This window comes from Sulfitobacter sp. R18_1 (assembly GCF_017743915.1).
Taxonomy (GTDB): Bacteria; Pseudomonadota; Alphaproteobacteria; order Rhodobacterales; family Rhodobacteraceae; genus Sulfitobacter; species Sulfitobacter faviae.
This window is the reverse complement of sequence record NZ_JAGHRG010000008.1, coordinates 227,774-248,553: the sequence shown is the minus strand read 5'-3', so window position 1 is coordinate 248,553 and position 20,780 is coordinate 227,774. Positions and strand designations below refer to the sequence as shown.

Annotated in this window: 18 protein-coding genes and 1 tRNA gene; 13 read left to right on the top strand and 6 right to left on the bottom strand. The window is 61.2% G+C overall.

Annotation, left to right across the window (positions count from 1 at the left end; all coding sequences use genetic code 11):
- Positions 1–1,054 precede the first annotated feature (1,054 nt).
- From J7392_RS16830 to J7392_RS16815, 4 genes are all read left to right on the top strand, one after another.
- Positions 1,055–1,360 (top strand): hypothetical protein, encoded by a 306-nt coding sequence (locus tag J7392_RS16830; protein WP_209218593.1) that lies wholly within the window; start codon positions 1,055–1,057, stop codon positions 1,358–1,360.
- A gap of 112 nt (positions 1,361–1,472) precedes the next feature.
- Positions 1,473–2,084, top strand: a complete 612-nt coding sequence (locus J7392_RS16825) for a hypothetical protein (protein ID WP_209218592.1) — start codon at positions 1,473–1,475, stop codon at positions 2,082–2,084.
- Positions 2,081–2,593 carry a hypothetical protein gene (locus J7392_RS16820; protein ID WP_209218591.1) on the top strand — a complete coding sequence of 171 codons (513 nt, stop codon included), beginning with the start codon at positions 2,081–2,083 and terminating at the stop codon, positions 2,591–2,593. The genes J7392_RS16825 and J7392_RS16820 overlap by 4 nt, the downstream gene beginning before the upstream one ends.
- A 69-nt stretch (positions 2,594–2,662) precedes the next feature.
- Positions 2,663–3,163, top strand: coding sequence for a hypothetical protein (locus tag J7392_RS16815; protein ID WP_209218590.1), 501 nt, complete (start codon positions 2,663–2,665; stop codon positions 3,161–3,163).
- Positions 3,164–3,331: 168 nt separating this feature from the next.
- On the opposite strand, the gene J7392_RS16810 is transcribed toward J7392_RS16815, so the two are convergent.
- Together J7392_RS16810 and J7392_RS16805 are read right to left on the bottom strand one after the other, a co-directional pair.
- A complete protein-coding gene (locus tag J7392_RS16810) occupies positions 3,332–4,069 on the bottom strand; it encodes a DUF3800 domain-containing protein (protein ID WP_209218589.1) in 738 nt (245 codons plus the stop codon).
- 501 nt (positions 4,070–4,570) lie between these two features.
- Positions 4,571–4,656 (bottom strand) — tRNA-Leu (locus J7392_RS16805).
- 168 nt (positions 4,657–4,824) lie between these two features.
- Between J7392_RS16805 and J7392_RS16800 the strand changes: the two genes are divergently transcribed.
- From J7392_RS16800 to J7392_RS16760, 9 genes are all read left to right on the top strand, one after another.
- Positions 4,825–5,811: a complex I NDUFA9 subunit family protein gene (locus tag J7392_RS16800; RefSeq protein ID WP_209218588.1), complete on the top strand. Its 987-nt coding sequence runs from the start codon at positions 4,825–4,827 to the stop codon at positions 5,809–5,811.
- Complete coding sequence (locus tag J7392_RS16795) at positions 5,811–6,617, top strand: undecaprenyl-diphosphate phosphatase (protein WP_209218587.1); 807 nt, start codon at positions 5,811–5,813, stop codon at positions 6,615–6,617. The genes J7392_RS16800 and J7392_RS16795 overlap by 1 nt, the downstream gene beginning before the upstream one ends.
- Before the next feature lie 159 nt (positions 6,618–6,776).
- Entirely contained in the window at positions 6,777–8,210 is a 1,434-nt protein-coding gene (locus tag J7392_RS16790) for an NAD(P)-dependent oxidoreductase (protein WP_209218586.1), read from the top strand.
- Between the two features lie 164 nt (positions 8,211–8,374).
- Positions 8,375–12,907, top strand: a complete 4,533-nt coding sequence (gltB, locus tag J7392_RS16785; protein WP_209218585.1) for a glutamate synthase large subunit — start codon at positions 8,375–8,377, stop codon at positions 12,905–12,907.
- 120 nt (positions 12,908–13,027) lie between these two features.
- Complete coding sequence (locus tag J7392_RS16780; RefSeq protein ID WP_209218584.1) at positions 13,028–13,732, top strand: SGNH/GDSL hydrolase family protein; 705 nt, start codon at positions 13,028–13,030, stop codon at positions 13,730–13,732.
- A 7-nt stretch (positions 13,733–13,739) separates the two neighbouring features.
- Entirely contained in the window at positions 13,740–14,468 is a 729-nt protein-coding gene (gene mtgA / locus J7392_RS16775; RefSeq protein ID WP_209218583.1) for a monofunctional biosynthetic peptidoglycan transglycosylase, read from the top strand.
- 58 nt (positions 14,469–14,526) lie between these two features.
- Positions 14,527–15,195, top strand: coding sequence for a glutathione S-transferase family protein (locus J7392_RS16770; protein WP_067263858.1), 669 nt, complete (start codon positions 14,527–14,529; stop codon positions 15,193–15,195).
- Entirely contained in the window at positions 15,195–16,259 is a 1,065-nt protein-coding gene (queG, locus tag J7392_RS16765) for a tRNA epoxyqueuosine(34) reductase QueG (RefSeq protein ID WP_209218582.1), read from the top strand. Before J7392_RS16770 ends, queG begins: the two co-directional genes overlap by 1 nt.
- A gap of 11 nt (positions 16,260–16,270) precedes the next feature.
- Positions 16,271–18,277, top strand: a complete 2,007-nt coding sequence (locus tag J7392_RS16760; protein WP_209218581.1) for a hydantoinase/oxoprolinase family protein — start codon at positions 16,271–16,273, stop codon at positions 18,275–18,277.
- Between the two features lie 28 nt (positions 18,278–18,305).
- Here the strand turns inward: J7392_RS16760 and msrA are convergent, their stop codons facing one another.
- From msrA to J7392_RS16740, 4 genes are all read right to left on the bottom strand, one after another.
- A complete protein-coding gene (gene msrA, locus J7392_RS16755; RefSeq protein WP_209218580.1) occupies positions 18,306–18,815 on the bottom strand; it encodes a peptide-methionine (S)-S-oxide reductase MsrA in 510 nt (169 codons plus the stop codon).
- Positions 18,812–19,261 (bottom strand): peptide-methionine (R)-S-oxide reductase MsrB, encoded by a 450-nt coding sequence (gene msrB / locus J7392_RS16750; RefSeq protein WP_067263849.1) that lies wholly within the window; start codon positions 19,259–19,261, stop codon positions 18,812–18,814. Before msrB ends, msrA begins: the two co-directional genes overlap by 4 nt.
- A gap of 79 nt (positions 19,262–19,340) precedes the next feature.
- The gene (locus J7392_RS16745) at positions 19,341–20,210 is read right to left on the bottom strand and encodes a DMT family transporter (RefSeq protein WP_168612445.1); all 870 of its coding nucleotides are present in this window, start codon (positions 20,208–20,210) and stop codon (positions 19,341–19,343) included.
- 181 nt (positions 20,211–20,391) lie between these two features.
- Positions 20,392–20,679 (bottom strand): HU family DNA-binding protein, encoded by a 288-nt coding sequence (locus J7392_RS16740; protein WP_007118569.1) that lies wholly within the window; start codon positions 20,677–20,679, stop codon positions 20,392–20,394.
- Positions 20,680–20,780 lie beyond the last annotated feature (101 nt).

Here is a 20,780-nt window from a genome sequence, read left to right as displayed (position 1 = left end):
TCTACGGTCCCGGCGACGACAGCGTCATCGCATTCACACCGTTCGGTATCGAAAACCTGCGAGAGCTCATCGAAATGGACCGGCACAGCGCGCGCTGACCGCGTGCGGCCCACGCCGGATGCTTACGGAAATTCTCTCAAAGCAAAAAGAGGGCTTTTAGTAGAAGTTTAAAAAAACCCCGTGCGGCTTGTTATGGCCTCCACGGGGTTACCACGCGAGTGGTTTTGAGGCTCAGCATTTCTGCGAGCTGACAACATACATATAGGCTTGGTATGTCGGAAGGTCAACGAGACACGGGCGAGTTCAATGAATGCCCAAAGCGGCCTTGAGGCTGGCAACGACCTTTTCAAATTCATGTTCAGAGATACGAGGCGCTAGATACTTCCGTTTCCCAGTGTGATCACGGTCAGTGCGGAAAAGGTCTAGCCTACGAAAGCTCACTGTTGCCAGCATATCCGCCTTTACCCAGCAATTGGTCTCAGGGAAATTCGGAAAGCTATAGGGCAGCTCTATCTGGCAGTGATAGTCCTCGACACGATCAGGAGGTGAAGTGCTGAGAGGCACTACCGTTAGCAGGCCTGTACGATGCCGTAAACGTGGGGATACCACGATTGCAGGACGCCGCTTTACCATCTCTGGGGACTGAAATCCGCCTCTACTGTAGTCGCACAGCAAGACCGTGCGCTGCGGTACATCGTACTTGATGGCCAACTTATTCGCCCTTGTCCTGAATGGCGATGCCTGAACCGTTTGCAACCTCGCCGGTTCGTAGAAACTGGATACCTTGCCCTTCAAGAGCGGCCCTGATGGCCTCGGCACTAGAATGCTGCAAGCCGCCCTTACCAGTTTCAAACCGACTGATGGTAGTAAAAGAGACCTCCGCTAAGGAGGCTAGTTCCCGGACGCCTATTCGTAGTGCTCCTCGGGCCATTCTTACCTGCTCCGGCGTCATTTAAATACTCCGTTATCATTTTTGCATACACAGTATTGACATGGGGTAGAGTCTCGCCCATATTGCATACAGGATATGCATTAATGCGAACGGAGTAAAGCAATGACCACCGTAGCCCGCTACAATCGCAAAGCCATTATGACCGCCGCTTGGGAAATCGTCCGCAAGGCCAATGTGGCTCTGTACGGGTTCCGGGTGATTATGCGCCGCGCCCTGAAAGCTGCATGGGCCAATGCCAAGCATGAACGCGCGATGAAGGCGCGGCAGGAAAAGCAAAAACAGGCATCGCCCGAAGTGCTCCGCATCCAGAGCGAAATCGCCATCCTCGAAAGCAAGACCCATTGGGGGCAGCCCGACTATGCCCGAATTGGCGTCCTTCGCGCCGCGCTGAGGGCCGTGCTCTGTTAATCCGCCGGTCATCTCACACATCGCGGTTGAGGGGGTTGCCCACGATACCGCGTCTGAATTCCCGACAATCAAACAACCGTGGCCGCACGCCACACGAACGGAGGAAACTCACATGTCTAAATTCACGAACGCCCTACAGGCACTACAAGATGCCCGCCAAGCCCATGAGGCCGCTATCGCAGCAGGTGACGCATATCAGACGGCGAATGGCGGCAAGACGTCACCCGGGAAGGAAGGTGCAGTCGGAGACGCCGCAGAGGCCGTAGGCAAGGCCGAACGCGCCCTCATGGCTATTGAGCCGCAAACTCCTGTTGATGCTTTGCGGAAGGTCAAAGCTCTGATCTGCGACGGCATGGTTGATGAAGCGGTTGCATCTCTTCGCACTGATGCGGAGCGCCTGACCGAGTGTGAGGGCGATCCGCTGGCTGCTCTCTACGACAGAAGCCGCCCGCTGCGAAAGCTGATCAATACCGTCGATAGCCGTGACCCTCTACTTGATGACATGATGGAAGAGCTGCACCGCGTCGAAGATGAAATGCTGAAGCATGTGCCGACCACCGCCGAAGGGCTTGCCGCATTGGCTAACCTTCTTTGGGAAACCGAAGGCCCGGTATCTCATATCGGTTCGCCCGAATGGGAGGCATCGATGAAAAACCCTACCTACATCGCGTTGTTAAATCTCCGCACCGGGGCGCGCCGTTTGGCAGGGGAGGCCGTGCAATGAACACGAATCTCGCAACCGCAATCACCGATGCATACGACCTCAGCAGCCTTCTGCGAGTCTGTGTTCGCTCTCTTGAAGGGGATGCGCCAGAGCAACCGGGAGACGGCGCGGCAACCGCCCACACGGTCAAGCTGGCAAACAACATGGCCGGTGATTTGATCAGCAATCTTGAACTGGTCGAACTGAGAGGAAAGCGCCCGGAACAGGATGCCAGCCAGAGAACGGGTGCTGTGGAGTTGCTGGACAAATGGAAAGCAGCCAAGCGCACCAGAGATGCATTGATGCAGGCGCTACCTACCGAACAAACAGCCGAACCTGCGGAGATGGCCGAGCTTGATCAGAACATCGAATGGTATGCTGAGCGCATTTCTTGCTTTGAGCCTAAGTCAGATGCAGATGCCGCAGCTATGCTGGAGTGGTGCGTTGAAGGCTGCGGCGGAGAGCTGCTGTGTGAGCAGTATCCCCGCGCTCAGAGGGCCGTGATCGAATACCTGCGGGCCAAGGCCTAACGAACCCGCCTGCGCCTCTCTTTCGAGGCTTGGGCAACGCGGTGGGGGCCGCATTGGAGGCTGTCAGAGATGAACTGCTATACGAACAACCGGAACTGGTCCGACAGGTTTCTGCCTGAAATCAAGCAACTGATCGGCGGCTACCTATTGGAGACCGCTGCGGACCCTTTCGACCACATACAAGCCACTGACCTCATGATGCTGGATGCCCGCGACATGCGGGTTGCGGCACGGGTTAGGCGTCCCGGCTATGCACAGCGCTATCCCTACCAGTTCACCATACGCTCAGCGGTGGCATCAGGTGCTCAGACAGAGCTTTCAAAGATTGTGAACGGCAATGGGGATTGGATGTTTTACGGCCATTCCAACGCTGATCAGACGGGCTTGGAAGCTTGGTGGCTGATCGACCTTCGAGCGTTTCGTGCTGCGCTCATCCGCAACAAGGTGAACGCTCCGCAAATTGTCATGGGCGACCAACGCAACGCTGATGGCACGCGATTCAAGTGGTTTGATCTGCGGTCGTTTCCGGCCGATCCACCCCTCGTTGTAGCCGCGTCCCGCAGTAAATGAAGGTGAACCCATAAACTTCCGATGGTACCCTTGTTGCTATCTAATCAATTGCGAAAGCCGATTTCATTTGTTATGTATTTGTCAGGCCTCCGCTTCCCGAAGAAGTCGGCTAGACCGACCCTGTCAGTAGGCTAACTCCGCTGAGTTAGGGTTGCGGGGGACCTGCAATCACTCATTCCAGTGCCAAATTGTTAAGAACCGGTGATCGGCAGGGGTGGAAGTAGACCATGAGTGACGGCCCGACGCCTTTCTGATGAACTCCGCAAGTTTTCCTTTGCTTGTATCGGCGCGGTTTTTATTCAGTTGTGATGCTATGCCGCCGAGCAGCACGTCTGAAAGCTGTATCAAGCCAGACTTATGAGAGCTCATCGGTTCAATACTGCGGATGCAATTGGGGCGGGTGTTAAATTTCTTGAAAGCAGCTGCGGAAAGTTGGTTTCGCATTGCGCAAATGTGGGTGCAATCATCGCCCGCATCTAGTCTTATGTGTATGGCTCGCTTTTTCCCATACAGCTTTGCAAGGCGATGCAGGCAGAGTTGCCAATAAAGCTTGTTGATGCTCGTGTCACGAGTTTGACCTTCCTGCCGTCGGTGATCAAAGGCGCTAAAATTTGCCGCCATGATATGAAGCGCCGCTTTTTTGCTGTTAATCAATTCAAACCCAAAACTACACAGTTCCTCATATGCCTTTTGTTTGGCGCCTCCTCGATAATCTTTCCAGTGAAACTCGGACCTGATGCCGCCGCGATCACGTATATCCGCAACTTGATCTTCGAGTTCTGCAATGCGGTGCCCAGCCACTGCCAGCCCCCCAAGGACCATAAAGTTGCTCATCCGGCTGCTAGCGTCACCGAAGAACGAGATTGTTGGGATGGGCTTTGGGTGGTGTGCCTTGTTCATGTTCATATAAGGCACGATATCAAGAACACTTCACAATTCAATCAGCGCGAATGAAGGGCTGAGATTTCCGTCTCTTCAGAGCGTAGCCTTTATAGCTCTACGCCATATCTTGAAAAAGTTAACTTATTTCCCATCTTTGCGCTCCGACAAAAAACTTCAACGCGGTTATCTTGAGGCCTTTTCTCGCGATGCTATTCTTTCACTCATGGAACCCGATGAGCGACATAAAGCGGGCGACAGGCCCCGGGACAGCAAGCGAAAGTCCCAAGACGAAGAGGCACGCGATGGCGTAGGATTCGCTATCGCGCTAGGGTTGCTCTGGTTGTTTGGTCTGTGGTTCGTCATGTCGTTCTAGGGGTGTAGAACGCTTCAACAGGCAAGACCTTTTAAGGGGAATCCAGTTTGCAGAATCTTGCCGTGCGAATCTTGGAGGGTGGGTTGGGGGGTGGATTGAAAAATAGGTGCATAGAAAAAGCACTTATTTAACAGTCACTTATTGCGGATATATGGTGCCCAGGAGAGGACTCGAACCTCCACACCGTTGCCAGTACTAGCACCTGAAGCTAGCGCGTCTACCATTCCGCCACCTGGGCACGTATCGTGTGGGGTGCTCTAAGGCTCAGCCGGGTGACTGTCAATCGCAATTTATGCGAAAATCGGAAAATCCTGCACGCGAGGCGATGCAACCGGGGGTTTGGCCTTGTGACAGGGGCGGTGCGCGGGTACATCCTGTCAGAGAATTTATCTACAGGAGCGGCAGAATGTCTAAGCTGGTCACGATTTATGGCGGTTCGGGGTTTGTCGGACGCTATATCGCGTATCGCATGGCCAGAGCTGGTTGGCGGGTGCGGGTGGCGGTGCGCCATCCCAACGAGGCGCTCTTTGTGCGGACCTATGGTGTGGTTGGCCAGGTCGAACCTGTTTTGTGCAACATCCGCAACGATGGCTCCGTGGCCGACGCGCTGCGCGGCGCGGATGCGGTGGTGAACTGCGTGGGCATTCTGGTCGAGACCGGCAAGAACAGCTTTGACTCCGTGCAATCCGAAGGGGCCGAGCGTATCGCCCGCATGGCCGCCGCCGAAGGGATCGGCCATTTTGTGCATGTCTCCGCCATCGGCGCAGATATGGAGGCCGAAAGCGACTATGCCCGGACCAAAGGCGAGGGCGAGGCGGCCATTCTCAAGCATATGCCCCATGCCGTGATCCTGCGACCCTCGATCATGTTCGGGCCAGAGGATGAATTCTTTAACCGTTTTGCAGGCATGACCCGCACCGGCCCGATCTTGCCGGTCGCCGGGGCCTCGACCCGGTTCCAGCCGGTGTTCGTCGATGACGTGGCCAAGGCGGCGGAAAAAGCACTGGAGGGGCAGGTCTCTTCGGGCGTCTATGAACTCGGTGGTCCCGATGTGGATACCTTCCGCGGGTTGATGCAGCGCATGCTCAAGGTGATTCACCGCCGTCGGTTGGTGCTCAACATGCCGTGGTTCTTGGCCAAGATCGTGGCCTTTGGTTTCGACATGGTGCAGACGGCTACCTTTGGGCTGTTCACCAACAAGATGCTGACCCGCGATCAGGTCAAGAACCTGCGCAAGGACAATGTCGTGGCGGAAGACGCGCTTGGCTTTGCCGAGCTTGACATCACCCCCACCGCGATGGATGCGGTGCTGCCTGACTATCTCTGGCGGTTCCGGCCCTCGGGGCAATATGACGCCATCAAAGCATCGGCACGTAACCTGCGGCAGGGATAATGGAACAGTCGACCACTCTGATCGCCGCCTTTCTGGGTTTGCTGGAGGGGCTGACAGAGTTCATCCCCGTATCTTCGACCGGGCATCTTCTGTTGGCCGGTCATTTTCTGGGTTTCGAAAGCGCCGGACGGACCTTTGAGGTCGTGATCCAATTGGGCGCGGTGCTCGCGATCTTGACGGTCTATTCCGCGCGGCTTTGGGCGGTCTTTTCGGCCGCGCCGCATGATCCGCAGGCGCGGCGGTTCATCTGGTCGGTGCTTCTGGCCTTTCTGCCAGCGGTCGTGATCGGCGTTTTGGCGCATGACTTCATCAAAACGGTCCTTTTCGAGACGCCCTTGCTGATTGCTGTCATGCTGGTGTTGGGCGGGGTGGTCCTGTTGGTCGTCGACCGAATCGCCCCTGCGCCGACCCATTCCGACGCGACTAAGTTCCCGCTCTCGATGGCCTTCAAGATCGGCGTGATCCAATGCCTCGCCATGGTGCCGGGCACCTCACGTTCGGGGGCGACAATCGTTGGCGCCCTGTTGTTGGGTGCCAGTAAGCGGGCGGCGGCGGAATTCTCCTTCTTTCTGTCGATGCCGACGATGGCGGGCGCTTTCGCCTATGACATCTACAAGAACCGCGATGTGCTGGATGCCTCTGCCATGGGCGAGATCGCCGTGGGCTTTGTCATGGCCTTTATCTCTGCCGTCTTCGTGGTGCGTTGGGTGCTCGATTACATCAGCCGCTATGGCTATGCGCTTTTCGGGTGGTGGCGAATCCTTGTGGGTGGGGTGGTTATCCTCGCACTTTGGGCTGGGTTTTAATGGGTAGGTCCGCATCGGACCTTAAATGATGCATAAAAATGATGGCCGAGCCTCCCAATTGTTCGGAAAGAGGTAAATAGGTCAGCATTGCTGTCTTTTATTTACTTTGGCGCTCTCGTATACGAGCCTTCTGACGGAATTTGTCGAAGGAACGGGTATATGGCGAAGCAGGTCATGCTAAAATTTACAGACGTTGCGCGGGATATGCCCGAAAAACGCCCGCCCGATTTGCGCCGGACGGATTTCGATGAAATTTACGCCGAATATGCAGATGCCAAAGCGGCAGAGCAGTCGAGCCGGTGCAGCCAATGCGGCGTGCCCTACTGCCAAACCCATTGCCCGCTGCACAACAACATCCCCGACTGGCTGCGCCTGACCGCCGAGGGGCGTCTGCAAGAAGCCTATGAGATCAGCCAGGCCACCAATACCTTCCCCGAGATCTGTGGCCGTATCTGCCCGCAGGACCGGCTTTGCGAAGGCAACTGCGTGATCGAACAGTCGGGCCATGGCACCGTCACCATCGGCTCGATTGAGAAATACATCACCGACACCGCTTGGGAGCAGGGCTGGGTCAAACCCGCCGCCCCGCGCGAAGAGCGGCCTGAGAGTGTCGGCATCATCGGCGCAGGCCCGGGCGGTCTGGCGGCAGCGGATATGCTGCGCCGCGCGGGCGTGCAGGTCACCATCTATGACCGCTATGACCGGGCGGGCGGCTTGCTGACCTATGGCATCCCCGGCTTCAAGCTTGAGAAAGACGTGGTTGAGCGCCGCAATGCGCAGTTGGCCGAAGGTGGCGTGACCTTTGAGTTGAACTGCGATGTCGGTGTCGACATCAGCTTTGGCGCGATCCGGGGCAAGCATGACGCCGTGATCATCGCGACCGGCGTCTATAAAACCCGTGAGATCGAAGCCCCCGGTGTGGGCGGTTTCGGCGTGGAGCGGGCGATCGACTTCCTCACCGCCTCCAACCGCAAGAGCTTTGGCGACTCGGTCGAAGAATTCGAAAGCGGCCGTCTGAACGCCGCGGGCAAGAAGGTTGTCGTGATCGGCGGCGGCGACACGGCGATGGACTGTGTGCGCACCTCGATCCGTCAGGGTGCGGAAAGCGTCAAATGCCTCTACCGCCGCGACCGGGCCAATATGCCGGGCAGCCAGCGCGAAGTGCAAAACGCCGAAGAAGAAGGCGTGATCTTTGAATGGCTGAGCGCGCCCAAAGGCTTCGTCGGCGATCCGGTGACCGGCGTGATGGTCCAAAAGATGCGCCTCGGCGCGCCCGACGTGACCGGGCGCCAGTCGCCCGAGGTGATCGAAGGCGCCGACTATGTCGAAGAAGCCGACATGGTGATCATGGCGCTCGGCTTTGAGCCCGAAGACCTGCCGACGCTTTGGAACGAGCCGGAGCTGCCGGTCAACCGCTGGGGCACGATCAAGGCAGATTACGTCACCGGGGCGACCGCGCTCGACGGGGTCTATGCCGTGGGCGACATCGTGCGCGGTGCGAGCCTTGTGGTTTGGGCGATCAAGGACGGGCGCGACTGCGCGCAGGCGATCCTTGACGATTTTAACGGCGCGCAGCGCATCGCGGCGGAGTGATGGCACCGGGGCAGCCCTGCCGCCTCGCCCCCTGCGGCGCTGCCCGAGACCAAAAGTGAAATAGACGTGACGCCCGACGGCCCTGCCTTTGCCAGCGCGCACGAGAACAAAACCAAGGCCCAAGTCAAAGCAGGATTTGCGGCGTTTGTGGAAGGAACCAAGCCATGACCAAATATGATGACGCCTGGGTGGCCCGCGAAGAAGCCAAACGCGCGATGATGGCCGAAAAGGGCATGTATAGTTTCGAGGAAGAGCATTCCTCCTGCGGCGTGGGCCTTGTGGTCAACATCAATGGCGAAAAGACCCGCGAGGTCGTGGTCAATGGGATCAACGCGCTGAAAGCAATCTGGCACCGCGGCGCGGTCGACGCCGACGGCATGACCGGCGACGGTGCGGGCATCCATGTGCAGATCCCCGTGCCCTTCTTCTATGAGCAAGTCCGCCGCACCGGCCACACCCCGCGCGAGGATGAGTTGATCGCCGTGGGCCAAGTCTTCCTGCCGCGCACCAATTTTGCCGCGCAAGAGACGTGCCGAACCATCGTGGAGACCGAAGTGCTTCGCATGGGGTACTACATCTACGGCTGGCGGCATGTGCCGGTCGACATTTCGGTGCTGGGCGAAAAGGCCAATGCGACCCGGCCCGAGATCGAGCAGATCCTGATCTCCAACGCCAAGGGCGTGGATGAAGAGACATTTGAGCGCGAGCTCTACGTGATCCGCCGCCGCATCGAGAAAGCCGCCATCGCGGCGCAGGTGCCGCAGATGTATATCGCTTCGATGTCCTGCCGTTCGATCATCTACAAGGGCATGATGCTGGCCGAACAGGTGGCCGAATTCTATCCCGATCTGAAAGACGACAAGTTCATCAGCGCCTTTGCGATCTATCACCAGCGTTACTCCACCAACACCTTCCCGCAGTGGTGGTTGGCGCAGCCCTTCCGCATGTTGGCCCATAACGGTGAGATCAACACCCTCAAGGGCAATATGAACTGGATGAAGAGCCATGAAATCCGCATGGCGAGCGCGACCTTTGGCGAGATGGCCGAGGACATCAAGCCGATCGTGGCCTCCGGCTCCAGCGACTCCGCGGCACTCGACTCGGTGTTCGAAGTGCTGGTGCGCGCGGGCCGCTCCGCGCCGATGGCCAAGACAATGTTGGTGCCGGAATCCTGGTCCAAACAGGCCGTCGAACTGCCGCAGGCATGGCGCGACATGTATTCCTATTGCAACTCGGTTATGGAGCCTTGGGACGGTCCCGCCGCCTTGGCGATGACCGATGGCCGCTGGGTTTGCGCCGGGCTTGACCGCAACGGGCTGCGCCCGATGCGCTATGTCGAAACCTCGGACGGCATGTTGATCGCCGGTTCCGAAGCCGGGATGGTGCCGCTGGACGAGGCGCGCGTCGTGGCCAAGGGCGCGCTTGGCCCCGGCCAGATCATCGCGGTGGATATGGCAGAGGGCAAACTCTTCCACGATACTGAAATCAAAGACAAACTGGCCGCCAACCAGCCCTTCGGAGAATGGGTAGGCAAGATCACCGAGATGGATGGTGTCCTTGCCGGTGTCACCGAAAAACCGCTGTTCGAAGGGGCCGAGTTGCGCCGCCGTCAGGTGGCCGCGGGCTATACCATCGAAGAATTGGAACAGATCCTCGCGCCGATGGCCGAGGACGGCAAGGAAACGCTGGCCTCGATGGGCGACGACACGCCTTCGGCGGTGCTCAGCGGCCAGTACCGCCCGCTGAGCCATTTCTTCCGCCAGAACTTCAGCCAAGTCACCAATCCGCCAATCGACTCATTGCGCGAATTCCGGGTGATGAGCCTCAAGACACGGTTCGGCAACCTCAAGAACGTGCTCGACGAAGACAGCTCTCAGACCGAGATCATCGTGCTCGACAGCCCCTTTGTGGGCAATGCGCAGTTCGATGAGCTGATGGCCCAGTTCAAGGTGCATACCGTCACCATCGACTGCACTTTCGAGCCCGGCAACGGCAATCTGAGCGCCGGTCTGGCGCGCATCCGGGCCGAGGCGGAAGACGCCGTGCGTTCGGGCGCGGGGCATCTGGTGCTGACCGATCAGCACAGCGGTGCTGACCGCGTGGCGATGCCGATGATCCTTGCCACCAGCGCGGTGCACAGCCACCTCGTGCGCAAGGGGCTGCGGACCTTTACCTCGCTTAACGTGCGCTCGGCAGAATGCGTCGATCCGCATTACTTCGCCGTGCTGGTGGGCTGCGGTGCGACCGTGGTGAACGCCTATCTGGCCGAGGATTCCCTCGCCGACCGGATTGAGCGCGGTCTGCTGGACATGACCCTGACGCAGGCGGTGCAGAAATACCGTGAAGCGATCGACCAAGGTCTGCTCAAGATCATGGCGAAGATGGGGATTTCCGTGATCTCGTCCTATCGCGGTGGTCTGAACTTCGAGGCAGTCGGCCTGTCCCGCGCCATGTGTGCCGAGTATTTCCCCGGCATGACCAGCCGCATCTCCGGCATCGGTGTCGTCGGCATCCAGCGCAAGGCCGAAGAGGTTCACGCCAAGGGCTGGCAGGGCGACGGTGTCGTGATGCCCATCGGTGGCTTCTACAAGCTGCGCCGCTCGGGTGAGAAACACGCTTGGGAGGCGAGCAGCATGCATATGCTGCAAATGGCCTGCAACAAAGCGTCCTACCAGATGTGGCAGCAGTATTCGAAAAAGATGCAGAGCAATCCGCCGATCCATCTGCGCGACCTCTTGGACATCAAGCCGCGTGGCAACCCGGTGCCGTTGGAGGAAGTGGAGAGCATCACCTCAATCCGCAAGCGTTTCGTAACGCCGGGCATGTCGCTGGGGGCGCTGTCGCCCGAGGCGCATAAGACGCTGAACGTGGCGATGAACCGTATTGGCGCCAAGTCTGACAGCGGCGAGGGCGGCGAAGATCCGGCGCATTTCGTGCCAGAGGCCAATGGAGACAACCCCTCGGCCAAGATCAAACAGGTCGCCTCGGGCCGCTTTGGCGTGACGGCGGAGTATCTGAACCAGTGCGAAGAGTTGGAGATCAAGGTCGCGCAGGGCGCCAAACCCGGTGAGGGCGGCCAGCTTCCGGGCATGAAGGTCACCGACCTGATCGCGCGGCTGCGCCACTCGACCAAGGGCGTGACCCTGATCTCGCCCCCGCCCCACCATGACATCTACTCGATCGAAGACCTCGCGCAGTTGATCTACGACCTCAAACAGATCAACCCGCGCTGCAAGGTAACCGTCAAGCTCGTAGCTTCGAGTGGCGTCGGCACCATCGCTGCCGGCGTGGCCAAGGCCAAGGCCGACATCATCCTGATCTCGGGCCATAACGGCGGCACCGGGGCATCGCCTGCGACCTCGATCAAATACGCGGGTCTGCCGTGGGAGATGGGCCTGACCGAGGCGCATCAGGTTCTGTCGATGAACAACCTGCGCGACCGGGTGACGCTGCGCACCGACGGCGGGCTGCGCACCGGGCGCGACATCGTCATGGCGGCGATGATGGGGGCCGAGGAATATGGCATCGGCACCGCCGCACTCATCGCCATGGGCTGCATCATGGTGCGCCAGTGCCAGTCCAACACCTGCCCCGTCGGCGTCTGCACACAGGACGAAGCGCTGCGCGGCAAGTTCACCGGCAATGCGGATAAGGTCGTGAACCTCATCACCTTCTACGCACAGGAGGTGCGGGAAATTCTCGCCTCCATCGGGGCGCGCAGCCTTGATGAGGTCATCGGCCGCGCCGACCTGCTGACACAGGTCAGCCGAGGCTCGGCGCACCTTGATGATCTGGACCTGAACCCGCTGTTGATCACCGTCGATGGTGCGAATGAGAACGTCTATGACCGCGACAAGCCGCGTCAGGTTGTGCTCGACACGCTGGACGCGCAGATCGTCCGCGATGCCGCGCGCTTCCTTGAGGACGGCGAGAAGATGCAACTGTCCTATGCCGTCCAAAACACGCACCGGACCGTCGGCACACGGGTGTCGAGCCATATCGTCAAGCGCTTCGGGATGCGCAATTCGCTGCAACCGGATCACCTGACGGTGAAGCTGACCGGCTCGGCTGGCCAGTCGCTGGGGGCCTTTGCCGCACCGGGGCTCAAGCTCGAAGTCTCGGGCGATGCCAATGACTATGTCGGCAAGGGTCTGTCGGGCGGCACGATCGTGGTGCGGCCTTCGATGGCAAGCCCCGTGGTGGCGTCGGAGAACACGATCATCGGCAACACGGTGCTCTATGGCGCGACGGCGGGATACCTCTTTGCCGCGGGCCGGGCGGGCGAGCGTTTCGCCGTCCGCAACTCGGGCGCGCATGTGGTGATCGAAGGCTGCGGCAGCAACGGGTGCGAATATATGACCGGCGGTGTGGCGGTGATCCTTGGTGAGATCGGTGCGAACTTTGCTGCCGGGATGACCGGGGGGATGGCCTATCTCTATGATCCCGAAGGCTCGGCCCATAAGTTGATGAACGCCGAGACCATCGTGACTTGCCCGGTCACCGTCGATCATTGGCAGGATCAGTTGCACGGGCTGCTGGAGCGCCATGTCGCCGAGACCAAGAGCCGCAAGGCCGCCGATATCCTTCAGCATTGGGAGACCGAGAAGCACAACTTCTTGCAGGTTTGCCCGAAAGAGATGTTGGTGCATCTGCCCGCGCCGCTCAGCGTGGAAGAAACCGCGGTTCCGGCGGAATAACCTTTGCCCCGCGCGGCTTCGGTCGCGCGGGGAGGCAATGGCCCGGCGCCTTCGGCTTGCTTCCGGGCCGGGGTGGTAGGCGGAACGGGATGCGCTACTTCCTCCGCATCGGAGGACTCCATGCATAAAATTCTGATCGCCATCGCCTTTGTCACCGGCCTTGCCGCTTGCACCGACACCGCCCCGCGCGGCGGGGGTGACATCCTCGTCTTGGGCGATTCCATCATGGCGTGGAACGGGGGCCGGGCCATTCCCGATGTCATTGCAAACCAAACGGGCCGTAGCGTTACCAGCCGCGCTGTGCCGGGCGCTCAGTTCGACAATGCCTCGACCGTGGCCTCCGCCGTCGGCTTTGACATCCAGCAACAGTTCCCCGGCGGGCGCTGGAACTGGGTGGTGGTCAATGGCGGCGCGAATGACCTGAACGCCGATTGCGGCTGTGGCGCCTGCGGCGCCGCTGTCGATGCGCTGATCGCGCCGGATGGTCAAAGCGGCAGCATCCCTGCCTTCCTGCAACGCCTCCGCGCCCAGACCGGCGCGCAGGTCATGTGGATGGGCTATTACGCAGGCTCCGGTTCGGGTGCCTTCGCGGGCTGCCGTGATGATCTGGTCGAAATCGAATCCCGCATCGCCCGCTTCGCCGCGAACCGCCCCGGGGTCCACTTTGTCGATTCCGAAGATGTGATCGACCGGGGGGATCGCGACCTCTTCGCTCGCGACAACGTACACCCCTCGGCCCGAGGCTCTGCCCGGATCGGGGCCTACCTCGCGCAAAAGATCACCGCGCGCGAGAGCCGTTCACAAAATCCCGCAGACGGCCTATAGCTGATCCATGGCGACACGGAAAAAGACCGCCCCCAAGGGTAAGAAATCGAGCAAGAGCAGCCCCTCGCTCAAGAAACGCGCGCGCCGTTGGGCCTTGCGCGCCTTGGCGGTGACCTTTCTCTTGGCGGTGCTGTTGGTGCTGCTGTTCCGCTTCGTCAATCCGCCCACGGGTTTCTACATGTTCTCGGAATCGCGCCGTTTGGGCGGGGTGCAGCGGGACTGGGTGCCGCTGGAACAGATCGCCCCCGTGATGGCCCGCGCCGCCGTGGCGGCGGAGGATGCGAATTTCTGCAATCACTGGGGCTTTGACATGCAGGCGATCCGGACCGCGATCGAAAACGGGTCGGCCCGCGGGGCGTCGACGATCAGCCAGCAGACGGTCAAGAACGTCTACCTCTGGCATGGCCGGTCGTGGCTGCGCAAAGCGCTTGAAGCCGGGATGACCCCGCTGGTCGAAACCCTCTGGCCCAAGCGGCGGATCATCGAGGTCTATCTGAATGTGGCCGAATTCGACGAGGGTGTCTTTGGCGTTGGTGCGGCGGCGCCGCATTACTTTGGCGTCGCGGCGGCAGACCTGAGCGCCACGCAGGCCGCCCGCCTTGCCGCGATCCTGCCCGACCCGAAAGAGCGTTCCGCCTCGCGCCCCGGTGACTTTACCCGCAAGCGCACGGCGCAGATCATGGACGGGGCGGCGACCATCCGCGCGGACGGTCGCGCCGCCTGTTTCGAGAGTTGAAAATCCCCGCGCCAGCAGGCATGGAAGAGTGCAATCCCTTTAACCACACGGACTTTATATGACGGCTCGCTTGTTTCACGTTCCCTTGTCCCCCTTCTGCCGCAAGGTGCGGCTTAGCCTTGGGGAGAAGAAGATCGAGGTGGAACTGGTCGAGGAGCGCTATTGGGAGCAAGACCCCGATTTCCTGCGCCGCAACCCGGCGGGCAAGGTGCCTGTGCTGCGGCTCGACGGGATCATGATGGCGGAAAGCGCCGCGATCTGTGAATATATCGAAGAGACCCGCCCCGAGGCGTCCTTGCTGCCCAGTGACCCGGTGCAGCGCTTGGAAGTGCGGCGTTTGGTCAGTTGGTTCGACGACAAATTCCACGACGAGGTGACCTCGAAACTGCTTTACGAGCGGGTCAACAAGAAGGTCACCAAACAGGGCTACCCCGACAGCAAGAACGTCAAGGCCGGGGCCAAGGCGATCAAATATCACCTCGACTACATGGCGTGGCTGCTGGATCACCGCCGCTGGCTGGCGGGCGACGTGATGACGCTGGCCGATTTCGCCGCCGCCGCGCATCTGTCCTCGCTCGACTATATCTCAGACGTGGATTGGAACCGCTCGGACGTGGTCAAGGATTGGTACGCCAAGATCAAGTCGCGCCCGGCTTTCCGCTCGATCCTCGCCGATCAACTGCCGGGCTTCCCGCCTCCGCTGCATTACAACAACCTCGACTTCTGATGCCTGCCGCCCCCCGCGCCGAAATCGGGCCGGAGGCTCTGAAGGCGCGGGTGGTGGCCCGGGCGCTTGAGGAAGGCTTTGTCGCCTGCCGCATCTGCCGCCCCCAAGACGTGCCCGAGGTGCCCGAACGGCTCGCCCGCTTTGTCGAGGCCGGGTTTCACGGACAGATGGGCTGGATGGAAGAGCGGATGCATTGGCGCGGCAACCCTGCCGCCCTCTGGCCCGAGGCGCGGTCGGTCATCATGCTGGCGGAAAGCTACACGCCCGAACATGACCCCCGCGCGGTGTTGGAGCATCCCGACAAGGGCGGGATTTCGGTCTACGCACAGGGGCGCGATTACCACGATATCGTCAAGAAACGGCTGAAGCGGCTTGCGCGGTGGCTTATGGAAGAAGCTCGCGCGCTCGACCCAGAGGTGAAGGTTTTCGTTGATACCGCCCCGGTGCCAGAAAAGGCGCTCGCGCAGGCCGCCGGTTTGGGCTGGCAGGGCAAACACACCAACTTGCTTAGCCGGAAGTTCGGCAACTGGGCCTTCTTAGGCTCTGTTTTCACCACGCTCGATCTGCCGCCCGACGACCGGGAGGTGGACCACTGCGGCTCTTGCCGGGCCTGTCTTGAGGCTTGCCCCACGGATGCTTTCCCCGCGCCCTATCAACTCGACGCGCGGCGCTGCATTTCCTATCTGACGATCGAACACAAAGGGCCGGTCGATCTGGACCTGCGCGAAAAGATGGGCAACCGGATCTATGGCTGCGACGATTGCCTTGCCGCTTGCCCGTGGAACAAGTTCGCCGTGGCGGCCAGCGATATGCGCTATCACGGTCCGGCGGTGCAGCCCGCCGATCTGGCCGAGCTTGCGGGCCTTGACGATACCGCCTTCCGCGCGCGCTATTCCGGCTCTCCGATCAAACGGATCGGGCGGGATCGTTTCGTGCGCAACGTGCTTTATGCCATCGGCAATTCCGGGCTGGCGCGGCTGCGCCCCGTGGCGCAATCTCTGACCGAAGACGCTGACCCCACCGTGGCCGAGGCCGCGCGTTGGGCCGCAGCGCGTTTGGAATAGGAGGCACGCCCATGGCGGTGTTATTGGGCGTCGACACGGGCGGCACCTATACGGATGCGGTGCTGATCCGCGATGAGACCGAGGTGATCGCCACCGCAAAGGCGCTGACCACCCGCGCCGATCTGGCCGTGGGCGTTGGCAAGGCGGTCAGCGCGGTTTTGGCCCAATCCGGCGTGGCGGTGGAAGAGATCGCTATGGCCGCCCTCTCGACCACGCTGGCGACCAATGCGCTGGTCGAGGGGCAGGGCGGGCGCGTCGCCTTGATCTATGTCGGGTTTCGCGCGGCGGACCTTGAAGCGCATGGACTGTCGGAGGCGCTGCGGGGGGACCCATTTCTGCTGCTCTCCGGCGGGCATGATCACGCGGGGGCAGAGGCGGCGCCGCTGGACGAACCGGCCCTGATAGCCTTTTTAGGGACGCATAAGGCAGAGGTCAGCGGCTTTGCCGTGGCCAGCCAATTCGCCACGCGCAACCCCGCGCATGAGCAGCGGGTCGCAGAACTGGTGGCAGAGGTCACGGGGCGCCCCGTCTCGGCCTCTCACAGTCTCTCAGCCAAGCTGAACGGGCCGAAACGGGCGCTTACGGCGCTGCTGAATGCGCGGTTGATCGGCATGATCGACCGGCTGATTGGCCGCGCAGAGGATCAATTGCGCCGTCTAGGCATCCACGCGCCATTGATGGTGGTGCGCGGCGATGGCGCCCTGATGTCGAGCGCGCAGGCCCGCGAACGGCCCATCGAGACCATCCTCAGCGGCCCTGCGGCATCGCTGGTGGGCGCGCGCTGGTTGACCGGGGCAGAGACGGCGCTGGTGTCTGATATCGGCGGCACGACGACCGATGTGGCCCTATTGCGCGACGGTCGCCCGGCGATTGACCCGGCAGGCGCGCAGGTCGGTCCCTATCGAACCATGGTCGAGGCGGTCGCGATGCGTACCCACGGGCTGGGCGGCGACAGCGAGGTGCATTTCACGTCTCAGGGACTAACCGCGGGCGTGACCCTTGGGCCGAAGCGGCTGCTGCCGATCTCTCTCATCGCGGTCGACGCGCCGGAGGTGGTGCATAACGCCTTGGACGCGCAGCTGCGTCGCAGCGTCGCGGCAGAGCATGACGGCCGCTTTGTCCGCGCCATAGAGGGGCAGGGGGCCGAAGGTCTGGCCCCGCGCGACATGGCGCTGTTGGAGCGGATCGGTGGCGATGTCTGGCCCTTGGGGGATGTGCTGCGCAACCGGGTCGACCAAAGCGCTTTGGCGCGGTTGGTCGCACGCGGGCTGGTGCAACTGGCGGGGGTGACGCCCACGGATGCGAGCCATGTGGCGGGGCATCTTTGTGCATGGGATGCCGATGCCGCGCGCAAGGCGCTGACCCTGTTCGGGCGCAAGCGCGGCGGTTCGGGGCTGCGGTTCTGCGCCGATCCTGATGAGCTCGCCCAGATCATCCTCGACCGTTTGACCGAACAGACGACTTTGGCCCTGTTAGAGACGGCATTCGCCGAGGAAACCCCCGGTTTCGGCCTGCCGCCAGAGGTCTTGGCGCGCCATGTGTTGATGCAGCGTGGCCTGTCGGGGCATCGCGGCGTGCTGCGGATTGATGCGGGGCTGAACTTACCTATCGTGGGACTGGGCGCCTCGGCGGTGACCTACTACCCGGCGGTGGGCAAAAGGTTGGGCAATGAGATGATCTTGCCCAAATACGCCCATGTCGCCAATGCCATAGGCGCAGTGGTGGGCCGGGTCATCATGCGCGAAAGCGCGACCATCACCGTTCCGCAAGAGGGGGTGTTTCGCCTCCACCTCGCCAATGGCCCACTGGATTTCCCGACCGCTGAGCGCGCTTTGACCCAAGCGGAGCGCGCTTTGACAGAAGCCGCCCGCGCCCGCGCGCGGGCAGCCGGGGCGGCGGAGATTGAATGTCATGTTACGCGGGATATCCGGCTGGCGGATGTCGAGGGGCGGGAGGTTTTCGTGGAGGCCGCGCTGACCGTCGAAGCTTCGGGCCGCCCGCGGGTGGCGGTGGGCTAACCCCCGGCGCGGGGCCGGGGACAGCGGTTCATTCTGCGGCGTCGCGTTTGGGTAGGACCCAATCGGCGCGCGGGAAGTGACAGGTGTAGCCGTTGGGCAGCCGCTCCAGATAGTCCTGATGCTCGGGCTCGGCCTCCCAGAAGTCGCCCACCGGCTCAACCTCGGTCACCACTTTGCCGGGCCAGAGGCCCGAGGCTTCGACATCGGCGATGGTGTCTTCGGCCACGGCTTTCTGCTCGTCGTTCACATAGTAGATCGCCGAGCGATAGCTCATCCCGATGTCGTTGCCCTGACGGTTCACCGTGGTCGGGTCGTGGATCTGAAAGAAGAACTCCAGCAGCTCGCGGTAAGAGGTCTTCTCGGGGTCAAAATTGATCTCGATCCCTTCGGCATGGGTGCCGTGGTTGCGGTAGGTCGCGTTGGGCACGTCGCCGCCGGTATAGCCGACGCGGGTCGAGACCACGCCGGGGCGGCGGCGGATCAGGTCCTGCATGCCCCAGAAACAGCCCCCGGCCAATACTGCGCGTTCGGTTGTCATGTCACATTCTCCACTTGGTTGAGATATTCGCCATAGCCTTCGGCTTCCATGTCGTCACGGTGGATGAAGCGCAGGGAGGCGGAATTGATGCAATAGCGCAGCCCGCCCCGGTCGGGCGGGCCATCGGGGAAGACGTGGCCAAGGTGGCTGTCGCCGTGTTTGCTGCGCACTTCCGTGCGGACCATGCCGAGCGAGGCGTCTTCCAACTCTTCGACGTAGGCAGGCTCGATCGGTTTGGTGAAGCTCGGCCAGCCGCAGCCGCTTTCATATTTGTCCGAAGAGGCAAAGAGCGGCTCGCCCGAAACGATGTCGACGTAGATGCCCGGTTCCTTGTTGTCGAGGTATTTGCCGGTGCCGGGGCGTTCGGTGCCGCTGCGTTGGGTGACGTGGAATTCTTCGGGGCTCAGCGCGTCAATCGCGGCATTGGTTTTTTCGTATTGCGGCATGGCGTCCTCCGTTCATGGGCTTGGCCTATTAGATGGGGTGTGGCGGTGAAATTCAAAGGGGGTGCGCCTCACACTGGCGTTATGCCCTGCGCTGGCGCGAGACTTGGACGGCGAGGATGCCGCCCGCGATGATCGCGACGCCAAGGATGTCGCGCGGCCCCAGCGTTTCGCCCAGCAGCAGCGCTGCGATGGCCACGCCGAAGAAGGGGTTGAGGAAGTGAAAGGTCGCCGCCCTTGTGGCACCGATGCGGTTGACCAGCCAGAACCAGACCACGGTGGCGGCCAAGCCGGGCACGAGGCAGGTATAGGCGAAGGCAAGCGTCAGGCGCAGGCTGGGGTCGATCCGGGGCGTTTCGAACAGCGCGGTGGCGATGGAGAGGGCAACGCAACCGACGAGCATTTGCAGGCCCACGACCATCAGGAAGTTGCCGCCCGAGGTCGCGCCGCGCACCAGCAGAGTGGCGGCGGTGAGGGCCACCACGCCGATGGCGCAGAGGATGAGGCCATAGAGGTCCACTTGCCCGCCAAGGCGCGCGCCCATGATGATGGCCACACCGATGACACCGGCAAACAGCCCTGCAATGCCCAGAGGGCGCAGTTTTTCACCCAAGAAGGCCCAAGCGGCGAAGCCGACGAGCAGTGGCATCGTGGAGGCAATGATCGCGGCGAGGGACGCCTCGATGGTCTGCATGGCGATGAAGTTCAGGCCAAGGTAAACCGCGTTTTGCAGCACGCCGAAGATGATCGTCGCCCGCCATTGTGCGGGGGTGAGGCGCCAACTTTGCCCCAAGGCCAGCGCGATGCCAACGCCGATCAGGCCCGAGATCAGGTAGCGTAGGGAGAGGGCCAGCAGGGGAGAGGCGTCCATCACGATGATGCGGGCTGAGGTGAAGGCCGAGGACCACATCACGGCAAAGGCCAGCCCCATGAGAATTGCGCGGATGTCCATGAAATGCCCCCTGTGCTGAACTTGCTAAGGAATGGCGGGTTTGTAGGGGGAGGGCAAGGTGGGTTTGATGGGGATATACCACCCGGCCCGGAAACAAGCCGGAGGCGATGGCCCTCCATCAATCCCCCAACAAAAAAGGGCCGCCCGAAGACGACCCTTTCGTAAACGCTCAGCCCAAGGCTTACTCGTTCACGCTGTCCTTCAGCGCCTTCGCGATGGTCATCTTGACCACTTTGTCGGCGTCTTTTTTGAACTGTTCGCCAGTGGCGGGGTTGCGGACCATCCGCTCGGGGCGCTCACGGCAATAGATTTTGCCAACGCCCGGCAGGGTCACGGCACCGCCGGCGGACACTTCACGGGTGATCAGGTTGCAAACGGCGTCGAGCGCTGCGCCTGCGGATTTCTTGTCGGTGTCCATCTCTTCTGCCAGAGCAGCAACGAGCTGGGTCTTGGTCATCGGTTTTGCCATTTTATTCTCCTTAGACTGCCCGCTTTTTAGGGCCTCATGGCCGGAATGTAACGGTATGTTGTGGGATAACACAACGAATTGTGGCGCTATAAACGCGAAAA